Origin of the sequence: Dysgonomonas sp. UBA7710 (assembly GCF_002482385.1) — a bacterium.
Taxonomy (GTDB): Bacteria; Bacteroidota; Bacteroidia; order Bacteroidales; family Dysgonomonadaceae; genus Dysgonomonas.
Window position 1 is genome coordinate 60,974 of the sequence record NZ_DLFW01000022.1, and the last position, 16,413, is coordinate 77,386.

At 41.0% G+C, this 16,413-nt stretch carries 10 protein-coding genes; 3 read left to right on the forward strand and 7 right to left on the reverse strand.

Annotation, left to right across the window (positions count from 1 at the left end; all coding sequences use genetic code 11):
- Window positions 1-22: 22 nt before the first annotated feature.
- Window positions 23-1,786, reverse strand: a complete 1,764-nt coding sequence (locus tag B3317_RS06675) for a RagB/SusD family nutrient uptake outer membrane protein (protein ID WP_291109889.1) — start codon at window positions 1,784-1,786, stop codon at window positions 23-25.
- Window positions 1,787-1,811: 25 nt separating this feature from the next.
- Window positions 1,812-5,015: a SusC/RagA family TonB-linked outer membrane protein gene (locus B3317_RS06680; protein WP_291109891.1), complete on the reverse strand. Its 3,204-nt coding sequence runs from the start codon at window positions 5,013-5,015 to the stop codon at window positions 1,812-1,814.
- 371 nt (window positions 5,016-5,386) lie between these two features.
- Here B3317_RS06680 and B3317_RS06685 point away from each other — a divergent pair, with 371 nt between their 5' ends.
- From B3317_RS06685 to B3317_RS06695, 3 genes are read left to right on the forward strand one after another with little or no spacing between them, the layout of a single operon-like run.
- A complete protein-coding gene (locus B3317_RS06685; RefSeq protein ID WP_291109894.1) occupies window positions 5,387-6,685 on the forward strand; it encodes a glycoside hydrolase 5 family protein in 1,299 nt (432 codons plus the stop codon).
- 14 nt (window positions 6,686-6,699) lie between these two features.
- A complete protein-coding gene (locus tag B3317_RS06690; RefSeq protein WP_291109896.1) occupies window positions 6,700-8,214 on the forward strand; it encodes a glycoside hydrolase family 28 protein in 1,515 nt (504 codons plus the stop codon).
- Window positions 8,215-8,237: 23 nt separating this feature from the next.
- On the forward strand, window positions 8,238-9,752 hold the full coding sequence (locus tag B3317_RS06695; RefSeq protein ID WP_291109899.1) for a glycoside hydrolase family 28 protein: 1,515 nt from the start codon (window positions 8,238-8,240) through the stop codon (window positions 9,750-9,752).
- 104 nt (window positions 9,753-9,856) lie between these two features.
- Here the strand turns inward: B3317_RS06695 and B3317_RS06700 are convergent, their stop codons facing one another.
- The 5 genes from B3317_RS06700 to B3317_RS06720 all read right to left on the reverse strand — a co-directional run bounded on the left by B3317_RS06700 (window position 9,857) and on the right by B3317_RS06720 (window position 16,410).
- A complete protein-coding gene (locus tag B3317_RS06700; RefSeq protein WP_291109901.1) occupies window positions 9,857-10,732 on the reverse strand; it encodes an AraC family transcriptional regulator in 876 nt (291 codons plus the stop codon).
- A gap of 515 nt (window positions 10,733-11,247) precedes the next feature.
- Window positions 11,248-12,459 carry a DUF5009 domain-containing protein gene (locus tag B3317_RS06705; protein ID WP_291109903.1) on the reverse strand — a complete coding sequence of 404 codons (1,212 nt, stop codon included), beginning with the start codon at window positions 12,457-12,459 and terminating at the stop codon, window positions 11,248-11,250.
- A 20-nt stretch (window positions 12,460-12,479) separates the two neighbouring features.
- Window positions 12,480-13,598 (reverse strand): glycoside hydrolase family 18 protein, encoded by a 1,119-nt coding sequence (locus B3317_RS06710; protein ID WP_291109904.1) that lies wholly within the window; start codon window positions 13,596-13,598, stop codon window positions 12,480-12,482.
- Between the two features lie 98 nt (window positions 13,599-13,696).
- Complete coding sequence (locus B3317_RS06715; protein ID WP_291109907.1) at window positions 13,697-14,587, reverse strand: hypothetical protein; 891 nt, start codon at window positions 14,585-14,587, stop codon at window positions 13,697-13,699.
- Window positions 14,588-14,607: 20 nt separating this feature from the next.
- Window positions 14,608-16,410: a RagB/SusD family nutrient uptake outer membrane protein gene (locus tag B3317_RS06720; protein WP_291109909.1), complete on the reverse strand. Its 1,803-nt coding sequence runs from the start codon at window positions 16,408-16,410 to the stop codon at window positions 14,608-14,610.
- Window positions 16,411-16,413 lie beyond the last annotated feature (3 nt).

The following is a 16,413-nucleotide window of genomic DNA, read 5'->3' on the forward strand; positions in this document are numbered from 1 at the left end:
GTATTTTTCGTTCTTGAAAATATTAACTCCAGCCCGGATTATTTTCTTTGATGGCCTTATTAGAGTCCATTTCAGAATTTGGAATAGGGAATAACTCATGTTTAGACGATCGTACTTTATAAATACCCGATTCGTCTGTACCTCCTATGCTGTTCATCACATCCACATAAATACCCCAACGAATCAAATCCCAACGCCTGTCGCCTTCCAACGCAAATTCCATCGCGCGCTCTTCCAATACGGCCGAACGGAAATCTACAAGTGAGCCGATATTTCCCAAACCTGTCAATGTCTTTTCGGTAGCATTGCTCCTGCGCCTGATTTTATTTAAGGCTTCCAATGCCGCATCATCCGGTGCTCCGTTTACTTCTGCTTCTGCTTCTGCGTAAATGAGAACTACATCAGCATAACGAAGGAATGGCCAGTGCGCATCGCTTCTTTCAATCGTTTTATCCGTTCTGTCGTCATATTTGGTAAGAAAGGCCAAAAATGCGGCATCCCTGTTACATGTATATCTTAATCCGTCGTTATATGGCGCCTGAGGCGGTATTTCATTTCCTTGCTCATCTGTATATCCCAATGCTTTCTTTCTGTATTCTTCTGTATTAGGATAGAACGATCCTATATTCCATACTACATCAAAGTTTCTTGCCCAGCGGTGCAATACACCTTTTTCTACCCTGTAATCCTTACTTTCGAATAGCTTATACCAGTGGTCGCGCATACCATACCACAGCCCGTTGAAGATATTTCCATCGCTGTCGTATATCCCGGCATAACCTACCGTATAAGCCATACCGAATTTAGGATCTCCCGAAATCGCCTGCAACATCCAGATATGTTCGGTCTTATTCCATGATTCTTTTTTCCACAGATTATCATACGGCAATAGTCCATATGTTCCATATACCCCATCCATCACCTGTTTAGCCTTATCACGCGCTAGTCCGTAATATTCCTTATAATCGAATTTATCATAACCCGTGAGTTGCTTTTTCTTTACAGTAACAGCGACAGGATCGGTATATACCTTGGTGCTTCCTTCCAAGACAAAAGGTAATCCGCCTTTTACTTTTATGTCGTTGCCCGCCGGCATAGCTCCCGATGCCATCGTAGCATATACCTTTGCCAACAGGGAAGCTGCTGCACCTGCTGAGGCACGGCCTTCAACAAATCCCGGGTCTGTATTCTTATACATCATCATTTCCGCATCTTTAAGCAATTCTATGATGTAGGCATAGACATCTTCGACTGAAGAACGGGGTATATTCACTTCCCCTGTAGCATTTATCGATTCTTTGCGAATCGGAACCTCACCGAAAGCCCGCACCAGAAGGAAATAGGAATATGCTTTCAGAAAACGTAGTTCACCTATCACATTCTCCTTATATCTGGGAGTAACATTGCTCATCTTATTTATATTTTCCATCGCATAGTTAGCCCGGTGAATAATGACATAAGGTTTCTCCCACATATTTTTGGTTTCATCGATAGACTGGAAATTACCCGCTCCGAAGTTCTTGAATGCCCAGTCGGGACCGCTGATATAGTCACAGTCGAAATCAAATGCGGCAGGGAAAACACTCCATCTGAACATGTCATCTATAAGCAGGTTGTATGTACCCATCACCCATTGAGTAGCACCATCGTCCGAATCGGCAATGTCGTTAGGTTGAACAAAATCGAATTTTTTCTCTTCCAGCATATCGTTGCAGGACGGTATAGTCACTATAACCAGTGCACCCAGAAGAATTAACCGCGCTATATTGTAGAATTTATTTTTCATGATTCAAATAATTAAGATTATATATTTAAAAACCGACTTTCAGCCCCAGCGAGAATGTCCTGCTCGAAGGATATGAGTTCAAATCCACACCACGTCTCGACATATCCCCACCGAACGCATTCACATCGGGATCGAACCATTTATATCCCGTAATTGTAAATAAATTGGTTGCGCTGGCGTACACCTGAACATCTCCTATAGCTTTGAACTTAGGATTGAAGGTATATCCTATATTCAGGTTCTTCAGCCTGAGATATGATCCATCTTCCACATATCTGTCTGAGATTTTCCATTCGCGGGTATATCCGCCCGATATCGCTTTCGGCCATTGGGCGTTGTCACGGTTTTCCGGCGTCCATCGTTTTTCGTATGCCCATCGTGGGATATTGGCGATATTTGTCATTGTTATCTCCATCAGGTTGGCGTTATATACATCATTCCCGACAGCTCCCTGGAAGAAAAAGCTCAAAGAAAATCCTTTCCAGCGGAGATTATTTGTTATACCATATACAAAATCCGGATTTGCATCACCAATGATGGTTCTGTCTCCGTGAGCAGTTATAGCCCCGTCGCCATCGAGGTCGCGATATTTAATCTCGCCCACCATACTTTTTACCACAGCACTGGTCGCATTGGCATAAATGGGATTGGCCCGCACCTCGGCCTCATTGTCATAGAATCCATCCTCTACATAGCCATACATGGCACCGATAGGAGCGCCGTTGCGCTGAATAAATACATTACTTGCCGCATACCAGAGGGGATCCGCAAACTGGTCGCCTGCCAGCCCACCGATTTCATTCTTGTTGAAAGAAATGTTAGCATCGATATCCCAGCTGAAATCTTTGGTTGTTACAGCATAGAATTTACCTGTGAGTTCGAGTCCGTTATTTTTCACCCAGCCCGCATTAGACCACATATTGGTAAATCCTGAATTGGTAGGTATCGATACATTCTGTAAAAGGTCCTTTGTCTTCTTATAATAATAGTCTGCTGTAAGATTTATTCTTCCTTTAAGGAAAGATATATCGAGACCTATATTATACTGGTCTGTCGTCTCCCATTTCAGGTTAGGATTGAGAGCACCGTTATATACATTTTCGGAGAAACCGCTAACCTGAGAACTGCCTATCGGGTAATTATTTGTACCCAGTCTGGCTAAAGTCTGATAAGAATTGATTCCCTGATTTCCGGTCTGCCCGTAGCTTAATCTTAGTTTCAGGTTATCAAATATATTCAGGTCTTTGATAAGCTTCTCTTCTGAAATCCGCCATGCTAAAGCACCGGAAGCAAAATTGGCAAATTTATTTCCTTCTATAAACCGGCTCGATCCATCGCGACGATAAGATGCCGTAGCTATATATCTATCATTGTATACATAGTTTGCACGACCCAGTAAAGATACCATCCTCGACATCCCCCTGCCTGATGAAGGTGTCTCTATAGTCAGTGCAGCTCCGATATTGTATGGTCCTGTTATATCTGTAGGCAGATTGTATCCGCTTACCGACTTATTACCCCAGTTTGCTTCTTCGAAAGTGAAGCCGGCAACAACATTCAAGGCATGTACCTTATTGAAGGTCTTTTCGAAAGTCATAATCGACTCTGCCGTAGTTCCCTGATACCAGTTGTCACTCTGTCCTATTCTTCCGTTTGTCGGTGGATAACCCTCTTGTGTCAGGCGGCTGTAGAATGTATAACGGTTGTTTGAAGAATAGCTTAAACCCAGATTCTGCCGGAATTTTAAGTAATCCGTAAATTTCACTTCGGCATAGGATGAACTGAATACATTGTTAGATCTCAACTGGTCTATAGTATTGCGCACATATACATAAGGATTGGCAGCCAGCCAGTTCAGCTCGTTCGATTCCTGACGTCCTACCAGAGGATCGTACGTAGGAGGAAATACCAGAGCCGAACGAACCACAGACGATTCGGATGAGTTTGTCTTTGCAAAATCAGTTACCGAATTCGTATAACTCAGATTCGTGCCCACTTCAAGCCAGCTTCTCAGTTTACGTCCCAGATTCGTACGCAACGAATAACGTTTATAAGCCGAATTCACAATAATACCCGTCTGATCCATAAAGTTACCGGAGAATGAATGCCATCCTTTATCGCTCGCACCGGAAACACTAAGATTATATTCCTGACTATATGCAGTCTGGAAGATTCCGTCCTGCCAGTCGGTACTCATTACCGAGGTTGTGTTTCCATACTGGTCTGTACGCATGCCCAGATTTAGGAAATCTTCCGGCCCGGGAAGATATTTTCCGGTATCGGTCAATATATTATTATTGGTATCATACCTGTACGACCATTGTCCCGGATATGGCAGCATATAATAAGAAACGCCATCATAAAATTCACGGTTAGTCACACCTTCATTCACATAACGCGCATAAGTCACCGGATCGAGCACATCCATTTTCTTGCTACGATTGGACATACTGAAATTGGCAGTGAATTCTATTTTTTCAGAACCCTGCTGTCCTCTTTTGGTAGTAATCAATACAACGCCGTTTGCTCCGCGGGAACCATATATAGCTGTCGCCGATGCATCTTTCAATACTTCAATAGATTCTATATCATGCGGGTTGATATTTGCCAATGCATTCGCCGTCTGATTATTTCCATTCTGTAAACCATTCGTCGGCATAGAGGCAATATCGTATGGAACTCCATCGACAATATACAACGGCTGCGAATTGGTTTTAAATGAGTTTGCCCCACGAACCAGGATACTGATTCCTGCTCCCGGAGCGCCATCGTTCTGTATAACACTGACTCCGGCCATTTTTCCTTGCAGGGCCTGATTGATACTACTCATAGGATTCCCTTTCAGCAAATCGTCAGCTTTCACCTGACCTACTGCTCCCGAAAGGTCTCTTTTCTTTACAGTACCGTAACCGATAACTACCACCTCGTCCAGATTTATATTTTCATCTTCCATGGCAATATTGATATTCCGTTCCGATTCCACTTTAACTTCCTGACGCTTCATTCCGATAAGTGAAAATGTGAGGATATCACCTTTGTTAGCTTTGATAGAATATTGCCCGTCGATATCGGTCATTGTAGCGACCCTTTCCTGAGTTTGAACCGCAACACCCGGCAATGGTGAACCGTCCTTTGCATCCGTTACCACACCGGATATCTGGTATGTCTGGGCAAACACCGCACACGGGATTATGCAAAGAAGAAATAATAGATAAAGTATTCTTTTCATAACGTGAGATTTAGATTAAGAATATAGTTAGTGATTTTAATTGTTGGGGTTATAATTTTTCATGATTAGCTTACACTACAAAAGTATCTACATGGTGCATAAAAAACAAATACTTTATTATCATTAAATGATACTTTTTTAATCAAAAATAAAATATACAAATTGTCATATCAAATATTATATCAATAAATACCTTGTTATCAGTATAAATAAAAATGATTCCAGCAAAAGTGTTTTAACATTAATAATACTTTTTTACACATAAAAAGATAAAAAAGTACCATATCAGGATAAATAAATACTTGTCTTTTAGGATACATCCTTTGTACTTTTGTAATATTATTTCTGATATAACCTAATACCCCCAAATAATGAAAAAAGTTTTATTACTTATCTCTCTGATTTTCATTCTATACGGATGCAGTCAACAAAAATCCGGCAATACATTTGTAACCATAACAAAAGAAGGTCAGTTCTTCAAGAACGGTAAACCTTATTATTATATAGGTACCAATTTCTGGTACGGGGCTATCCTCGCCTCCGAAGGAGAAGGCGGAAACAGAAAACGCCTTATACAAGAACTCGATTCTCTCTCTGCCGCCGGCATAGAAAATCTGCGCATACTGGTAGGTGCCGACGGAGTGAATGGAATAAAATCGAAAGTGGAACCTACACTGCAAACCGCTCCCGGCATATATAACGATACTATTCTCGCCGGGCTCGATTATCTGCTGGCCGAGATGGGTAAGAGAAATATGTCGGCAGTCTTATTCCTGAACAATTCGTGGGAATGGTCGGGAGGCTACAGCCAATATCTCGAATGGGCAGGACATGGAAAAGCTCCTATCCCGGCTATCGACGGTTGGAACACCTTCTCCGAATATGTAAAGCAATACCCAAAGTGCGATTCCTGCAAAACCCTGTTTGCCAAACATGTGGAATTCATAGTCACACGTACAAACCGTTATACAAACAAGCGCTACATTGACGACCCGGCCATAATGTCGTGGCAGATAGGCAACGAACCGCGCGCATTCGCAGAAGAGAACAAAGTCGCGTTTGCCTTATGGATAAGCGATGTTGCCCGGCAGTTAAAAAGACTCGACCCTAATCACCTGGTGTCGGTAGGCAGTGAAGGTTATCAAGGCTGCGAAGGCGACATTCAGCTATGGGAACTCATACATTCCTATAATGATATAGACTATACCACCATCCACATCTGGCCTTACAACTGGGGATGGGCTAAAAAAGACGATCTGCATGGAACTCTCGGATATTCCAAAGAGCAGACAGGAATCTATATACAAAAGCATCTCGATATATCGGCCAGATATAAAAAGCCAATGGTCATAGAGGAATTCGGCTATCCGCGCGACAATTTCCAGTTTGACACAGGAACTCCGGTAAATGACAGAAACGAATATTACTCTTATGTATTCAATCTGGTCAAAGAAAATTACCTAAAAAAAGGGATACTCGCAGGTGCTAACTTCTGGGCATGGGGAGGATTCGCCAAACAAAATAAAGACCATGTATTCTGGGAAAAAGGGGACGACTATATGGGTGACCCGGCTCAGGAAGAACAAGGCTTATACTCGGTGTTTCATTCCGATAATACCGTAGGGATAATCTCAGAATTCAATAAGGAAATGCAAGACAAAACCAACTAATACCTATTTATATTATGTACAAACGTATATTATTACAATTTATGCTTATAGGTTTGTGCCTCATATCCAAAGCCACATCATACAATGTGATGGACTTCGGCGCACAAAACGACGGGAAGACACTGACTACCCAACATATACAGAAAGCTATCGACCAATGTTACTATGATGGCGGAGGTGTCGTTTATGTACCGAAGGGCAATTACCTTGTGGGTACAATAAACCTGAAATCCAAGGTAGAATTCAGGTTCGAAACAGGGGCAACACTGATAGCAACTACAGACTTATCACAATACCAGAAAGATAACAACGGATTGGCCGGGGTATTCTACACCGAAAACGCACAGGATGTATCCATTACCGGAAACGGAAAAGTATTCGGGCAGGGCATGGAATTCATGTATGCCGACAGTGCTAAAGTCATTAGCGGGGATGTATTGAACTATATCCGTCAGAAAAACGATTTCCGCAAAGTGACGGAAGGCCTTGGCGATGGACCTGTGTATCCGAAAGACAGATTTCAGCAGATGATAATATTCAGCAACTGCTATAATGTTACATTATCGGACTTCGAATGTATCGACGCACCCTACTGGACATTCCTTATCGTACATTGCGACAGGGTAAAAGTAAAAGGTCTGTCCATTAATAATAACCTACTGATTCCCAATAGCGACGGATTGGACATTATATCCAGCAGCAATGTGAATGTTTCGGACTGCATCATCACTTGTGGCGACGATGCCATCGTGTTAGCGGGTTATGCACACCACTTCGGCGACCCGGGGTTCAAGGATATCCTAAAACCATCGAGGAACATCAATATCTCTAATTGTGTCCTGCAATCGCGTTCGAGTGGAATCAGGATCGGGGGATGGGACCAGAACCATATGTCTAATTACAATTTCAACAATATTACTATCTTCGATTCCAATTGCGGAATCAACATCACGGTAAGGGATTCAGGTTCGGCACAGAATATCAACTTCTCCAATATCCGTATCGAAACAAGGCTCCATACAGGCGACTGGTGGGGACAAGGCGAGCCGATAAAAATATCGGCTCTGAGAGGAGTGCCTGATAATCCTGTCGGGATAATCAAGAACATCAATTTCTCGAATATTACGTGTATAGCTGAAAACTCAGTACTAATATACGCCTCGGAAGAATCGAAACTGGAAAACATAACATTCAGCAACTTCGATTTCACACTAAAGAAAAGCGCATTGGACAAAATCAGCGGAGGGAATTTCGACCTGAGACCAAATACCGTAACAGGTAAAGAGATATATAAATCGAATATACCTGTTATTTATATAGAGAATGCCGAAAATGTATATTTTAACCAGGGAAATATAGGCTGGGACGGTGTCGAAGCCCCTTATTACACCCATGCAATGGAGGCAGTCAAAGTAAAAAATATGAAACTGAACAACATGATAGCTATCCCTTCGCCATCGAATCCGAAATTACCGGCTATCTCGTTAACCAACTGTACACAAGTATCGAACAACATACTCAAGAAATAATTTACACTAAAAATAGAACAATTATGGCAAACAAAATACTGGCACTCATCCTCTTTCTAAGCATTCATATTTCATCTGATGCCGCAATATACAACATACTCGACTTCGGCGCTAAAAACGACGGTGTCACACTGGCCACCGCCCAGATACAGAATGCAATAGATGAATGCTATAAGAATGGAGGAGGCATGGTATACATACCTGCCGGCACATATCTTGTAGGAACAATCAACCTGAAATCGAATGTGGAATTCCGGTTCGAAACAGGGGCCGTGCTGAAAGCTACTACCGACCTCACTCAATATCAAAGACACAACAAAGAGCTGGCCGGAATATTCTATACCGAAAAAGCTGAAAACGTATCCATTACCGGAAACGGCAGGATATTCGGGCGGGGAATGGAGTTTATGTACGAAGGTAAGGCAAAAACAATAGGCGACGACCAGAAAGTATTTACCCGCCAGAAAGAAAATTTCAGAAAAGTAGAAAGCGGACTTGGCGACGGACCATTATTTCCCAAAGACAGGTTTCACCAGATGGTTATTTTCAGCGAGTGTACCAATGTGACACTCTCCGGTTTCGAATGTATAGACGCACCTTACTGGACTATTCTGATAGTGCATTGCGACAGGGTAAAGGTCACAGGATTGTCGATAAACAACAATCTGCTCATCCCGAATGGCGATGGTATCGATATTATTTCGTGCAGCAATGTAAATATGTCGGACTGTATTATCACCTGCGGCGACGATGCCATTGTAGTGGCCGGATACGGTAACCATCACGGCGATCCGGGATTTAAGGATATAATGAAGCCGTCTAAAAACGTGAATGTATCTAATTGTGTTTTACAGTCTCGTTCGAGCGGTATACGGATAGGCGGACACGACCAGAATCATATGTCGAATTACAATTTCGACAACATCGTCATATACGATTCAAACCGCGGTATAAATATTTCCGTAAGTGATACGGGTTCGGTGCAGAACATGAATTTTACCAATATACATATCGAAACAAGGCTTCATACAGGCGACTGGTGGGGGCAGGGTGAGCCGATAAACATGACTGCTATGATGCTTGTTCCCGAAAAGCCGAATATCGGAGTAATAAAGAATATCAATTTCACCAATATTACCTGTGTCGGCGAGAACTCGATAGTCATGATTGCATCCGACGATACGAAAATACAGAATGTGACTTTCAATAACTTCGACTTTGTAATCAGGAAGAGTGCACTGGAAGAGGTAGCTGGAGGCAACTTCGACCTGAGGTTGAACGCCATAAGGGAGAAAGAACTCTATCAGTCGGACATTCCTGTAGTCTATCTGGAGAATGTGGAAAATATCCACTTCAATCAGGGGAATATCGGCTGGGATAAGGTAGAGAAAGCTCATTATACGTACGCTATAGAAGCTAATAAGGTAAAAAATATGACCCTGAACAACATGACTGCTGTGCCTTCTCCTGCCAATCCGAAGTTGCCGGCTGTGTCATTGAAGAATTGCGGAAAGATAACGGATAATATTCTAAAATAGGTAAAGGTGAGGGTTATACTTCATTGGTAAAAGGTTTCTTAAAGGAAAAAGCATGAATTCAAAGAGAAATTCATGCTTTTTATATTTACATAATTATAGTATAATTACAGGAAAAATCTTGACTCTTTATAATTCTCTCTGAACTCGCGAGGCGTACAACCTTTCTTCTTCTTAAAAATCCTGTTGAAATTGGAAAGGTTATTAAATCCACATACCATACATATTTCCACTATACTGTGGGTGGTATCTACAAGCATGCGTGTAGCATGTCCTAAACGTATGTCATTAAGGGAATCAATGAAATTCCGTCCGGTTCTCTTCTTGATAAAACGGCTGAAAGCTACCTCTGTCATACCGACGAGGTCAGCGACATCGGCAAGCCTTATTTCTTTATTGTAATTTTCCAGCATAAAATTATATGCCCGCTCTATCCTGCGGCTATCATAGCTTTGCTCCTGCGATTTGAAAGAACGGCTTGATAATTCGCGCATAGGAGAAAGTGAAAGGTCGTACAATATTCCGAACAGTTTCAAGACGGAATGCGCTCCCTGAGCTTCGGATGCTAAAGAATACAGGCGATTTTTCATCTTCAGAATCGTTTCCTGAGAGAAAACTACTCCATAATGCGCTTTTTCGAACATTTCCTTTACCGTGCGGAACTGGTTTTTCTGCAACAGGTGGTCGTTCAGCAGGTCCCCGTGAAATTGTATGGTTATTTCCTTTATTTCTTTCGATTCGCACTTATTGTTCAGCCATGCATGCTCAAGACTCGGACCTGTGATAAGCGCCAGTTCCAAATCTTCTATGTCTTCCATACTATCCCCCACCACACGTTTTGCTCCGGCACCATTCTCTATAAAATTCAGCTCGTACTCGGCATGTATATGTACGGGATAGGTAAATTCTTTTTTTGTCCGTGTAAAAATCATGAAGCAGTCTCTTTCTGAAAGAGGTGTTACTTCCCTGAGAATAGATTCCATAGATTTACAGTTTGATAACAAATATAAGAATTTTATAAAAGCAAATTAGTTAATGATATCTCTTTAACAGCTATCTGAAAAGATAATAACGATCTCTTCCCATTCTTATTTGCAGATAGGGGCTTAATATCGGTTAAGCGCCGTTTTATATTTAAAATAAATTTTCAACAAACAGACAATAAAAGTATTCATGGATATTTGTCGCATGAATTATTTGGCATATGTAGATCAGTGCAAACACAAGCTGAAAGAACCGTATCCGGATTATACTTCTATTTTTCAATTGTGCGAGATGTATATCTGTAAGATATATTTCAGAGATTATAGAACACTGACCTCAAAAAAGAAAAACAGCAATTATCTACGTCGCCATAATTGCTGCTTTTAGAAGATTAGAAAAGATTTCTCATGTCAGTATCAAATTAACAAACAATAGTTTTATGCCTATTTATTTAAGATGTGTTTTTCGTCTTTAGAGTATCGCTATATTTTGTCTATGAATTGAATATTTACAGTTATATCTTTAATTTAATATTAACTTTTCTCAATAGAGCTGTAATTCCTACTACAATAAATGAGAAACAAACACACTTTATCAATCCTGTTATTCCTTCAGACGCAAAACTTATTTTGGAAAATCCAACTAATGTGAATATTGCATATAGTATAGATGGTATCAAATAACATGTAAGTGTGGAGGTACCTGCCGGCTTAATTATATTGAACAAGCGGGCATTATCTTTTATATCGGTTAGCCAATAGATAAATAAATAAAACAATATGGAAATCCCTGTGCAGTAAAACAACCAGGGAGGAGTTTCCTGCAATTTTGAAATAATCCACCATTTATTGCTTATCCATCCTGCAATAATAAATATTATCCCGATAATTGCAGAATACATGATTTTCCTCTTGACATCCAGTTTGCTATCCGCTTGAGTCATTACCAATGATAATAATAGACCTGCCATTGTGAATGCATGGAAACAGCCGTTACTTGGTATGATACCGCTAAATATCCCCAACCATTTATTGCTGCCGGCAATACATAGAAGAACAAAGAACAGACCGGAAAGGATAAGGCCATATCTACGTTTACGAAACAATAAGTAAATCAGAGCGCACAATAAATATGTCCACCCGATAAGTCCTAATATGCCCCACCAGCGAGGCTGGAAGTATCCGCCTGAAGGGTCACGGTAGATAATAGCAAATATTATAAGTACTATAGCTGCTATTATTTTCATAACCAGTTGAATATTCTTATGAATACTGCTCCCAGTTTTCGGATAATTGTTCCATATGATAAAGAAGCATATTACCATAACCAGCGAAAATATGGGTTTGCTAATACCGACAGTATCAGAAAGGCCGCTACCGCTGTTTACAGAAAATAGTCCCATTACCAATAAGGCGAAAGACCGTATAAAGATATGCTTGACAATGGATACCTTTGATTCGCCTTTAGCAAGCCGTTTTTCAATGGCTAATGGAATAGACATACCTAAAATAAAGAGGAAGGAAGGAAATACGAGATCGCTTAACCCAAGCATATCTTCATCAAAGGCAGCATGCTCCATCCAATGGGGAACTCCGCTTACGCTCCACAGGTCGTTAACGAAAATCATTAAGAACATGGTTAATGCCCTGAAAATGTCAATTGATGCAATACGCCGGACATTATCCGATATTACAGAGGTAGCCATTTGATTTTTATTTACTTCCATTGTTCTTATCCTCTTGTCTATTATTTCATTGTAGATTGCCAGACTGCACGGGCTAGTGTGTTGGCGCTATCGTCACCATCATAGTCCCAATACATCATACCCTTCATACCTTTGCCAAGAAGCCATTCTCCTTTAATAGAAATACTTTCTTCATTGTCGTATCCACAATAATACTCGCCATTGTATGTGACATAAGGTACAGATGCACTTGCATCCCAGTTATCTATTTTATAGGACTGTTTATCAAGCTGAATGATAGCCTTATAATTGATAGCGGTCGGGGCTGTACTGAAAGAATGACGCCCATAAAAAGGGATACCCAGTACCAGTTTATTAGCTGGCATACCAGCATCAAGATAAGTTTGTACAGCTCTCGTACAATCAGAAAAAGCCGACGGATCACTAAGAGCCGACTGATGATGTGGGGCTTCAGCCAGATCGTATGTCATAATATTTACAAAATCCACATAAGGCGCTACTGCTGCTATATCGATATAACGGCTTCCTCCTGCTACATTTTCTTTATCTTTACAATAACCTGCATAAGTAAGCAGATAGCTGCTCCCTAGCGTCTCACGTAGATCTTTCATCAATAATACATGATTAGCTACATCAACAGCCACATCGTAATCGTTAGCATTACCACTCCACGATAGTCCGGGAAATTCCCAATCCATCTCAACACCGTCTATACCCCATTTTTGTAAAAACGCTTTACAATCTTTTGCAAATTCTTTCCTGTATGTCCCAGACTTGGCCAGTAATGAAAATCCTCCTCCGAGCGGATTGTCCGGATTTTCCTTTACGTCAGAAAAGGAAATTGATATTTTCAGGTCCGGATTATCCTTCTTTAGATTAACTATCTGTTGAAAGCGCGATTCTTCTCCCTGAAGTTTAAATCCTTTATAAACACCATCTTCCATATAAAGCTCGGCGAACGCATAATTCAGGTTGGTGAATAGGTTAGCATTCGGAATAGCAGTACCATAATAAGTTACATATGCTATTACTACACGGCCTTCTACTCTTTCTACTAAATCACTGTCTTTGCCCGGAGATCTTATTCCTGTTACATAATCGTCATCACCACAACTTGCAAACAATAATACGATAAGTATGGTAAATAATATTTTTTTCATGCTATTTTAAGGTTATTTATAGTAAAAATTATTCTCTTGTAGAATTAAATATCTGCCGGCAACGAAGGTAACTTAATTACCGGCAGATATAGATAGTTTTATTCAACCGGTACCAGGAAAAAATACATTGCATCAATATCCCAATCCGCTACTTCTGCAGGTTTGTTATATGTGGATGGGAAGCAAAGTACTAATAAGTCCTCACTTATACTGGTTATCCAGTACGGAGTATTAACACCGGACCATACATTCCAACTGAAACTGGTGCCAATAACCGGCGCTGTAGTGATTAATTCGCCCGTAACTCCTTCCGGGGTATTATGTGTATAAGCCCAAATTCCTTCTTTCGAAACAGCTCCTGATGCCAGATAAGTTGTCATCTTGTGTCCATCGAACTCGAAAGTCATGGTTTGTTCCGGTACCGTTGCCGTGTTTACAGTTCCCCATGAATTCTGGTTAGGAACCGGAGCGTAATACTTCCAGTTTCCATACATCCCGTTATAAAGCGCTCCGGTAACCTCCATAAATTTCCATGTTTTCTTTGCTGTCTTATCAGCTTTGTCTACTGCACCTGACAGTAGGAAGTCATATTCATCAAAACAATTGGTTATACTTACATGAAACTTTTTGGACGTAACAATCTCATTGGCTGAGATACCGGTGTAATAAATATCATATTCTCCATTTGTATCGTAGATGATTGTATCGTTATCAGAGCCAACAATTTTCTCTCCTGTACTCCATCCCAGATGCCATACACCACCAATATCAGGCCTGTTGTTTTTTATTACTACATATTGGTCGCCTTCTACTTTGTCATCTGTATTGGGAATAGGTTGTGTAACCGATATAGCGGCATCCAGATCAGCTTGGCTTATGGGTGTGCCCGGGTTGTTAAAGTCGTCACGTAATAACTCATCCTCAATCGCATCACATCCGTAGCCAACTAAAAGGCATATCAATAGTATTCCATATATTTTTGCTTTCATATTTAGTCGTTTTAAGGTTATTACATTCTGTTCCAACTTGTGAATAAGGCCTCAGAGCCCCAACCCGGATTTTGTTCAAACAGCCCGTCCGATAAGTCTATTTCAGTCTGAGGAATAGGCCAGTAACCTTGAGTTTGTTTCAAACGTGCTTTGTAGTCGAAGTTTACCATCTGAACTTCTACTCCCGCATTTAATAAAGTGAATCCTTTTTGTCCGTTCAAAGCATCCCCGGCTTCATCTAATGATGGTCCAGACCAACGTAACAAATCCCACCAACGGATAGACTCAAAGGCTAATTCCCATCTGCGTTCGTTCTTAATGGCTTGTAGCGAATAACTTACCGGAGCCAGATTAGAACGGGCACGCACACGGTTAAGCCCTGTTGCATCACCTTTTAGTTCCGACTGCATTAACAATACATCTGCAAAACGGATATGAATCAGATCGGCTATATTATTCAATGATTGGCTTATAACATCGGGTGTAATCTCAGGATAGAGTTGTAAGGCAAAAGACCGTATCTGATTGTCATAATAAGACACGACATTGATATATTTCTTCTGATGATAACCTGTCTGTTCATAATATCTGTATGAAACAGTATAGTCAGGTTCATCTGTAGATAATCGTCTGTCAAACAACACGCTTCCTTTATTATTTGGATCAAGTGCACGGTACGACCATATAGAACCTGTCATACGTGGGTCTTCGGTAGCTCCGTTTAAATAAGCTTGTTGTGCCGACCAGGCTTTCCATTCGTTTACCATTCCCGGTGAAACAGGCCCTGCACCCCAACCTCTTCCGAAAGGATAACCTTCGCCGTCCTCTGCCTTGGAGTTGTCCGCAGATGGAGAGAAGAATTGTGCCACAGTATTACTGAACCAGGTATAAGTCCAGTTATTACCTTTCAGTTTATGTTTATTTGCAAATAATGTTTCGATAGAACCAAGTCCGGCCCAATCCAGACTATTGTTCACTACATAATTATATCTGTAACCGGCAGTGTTATCCTCAGATGCTTTATTAGTATAACTCCAGAGATTACGTTGGTCAGGAAGCAAATCATGTCCCGAATTATCTACACAATCATCTATCCAACTAATTACCTGTGCTTTGGTAATACCACCGGGTAATTCTTCTTTTCCATAACGTCCCGTATAAAACAAGAATACACGTGCCATCATAGCCTCTGCAGCATATTTAGTGGCGTGTCCGGCCATTGTAGAGCCATCCAAATAGATACGGTCAGGCATTAGCTCGATAGCGTTTTTCAGGTCAGATGCAATTTGTTCATATACTTCATCTACAGAAGCACGCGGCAGTTTATTCTGATTTCTGCTATCAGTACGTAAAGGCACTCCGCCAAACATTTGTACTAATTCATTGAAAGCAAAAGCCCTCAGAAAATAAGCCTCACCAAAACAACGTTTCTTTTCGCTATCACTTGACCAACTGGTTACATTATCTAATGTTTCAATGGCTACATTAGCCCTGTTGATTTGTTTATAACAACGAGCATATAAGGGTTGTAGCATATTAAGATTGGTATACATCAGGAAATTAGTAGCACAGTTGTTGGATGCTTCCAGATTTCCGCCCAGGCAGTCATCGCCAGCCAACTGTGCTGTATAGATATAGGACGATACTTCAGGGTCTTGAAATAACAGATTGGCATAAATACCTGTTATCAATTCATTCGCTTCTGTTTCCGTGTGTGGAAAATTCTCTGTGGACTTGGTAGTCAGACTTTCTGTATCCAAAAAGTCGCTACAACTCGTCAGAAAAACTATAGTCAATAGGATGAATGCAATATATTTTTTCATCGT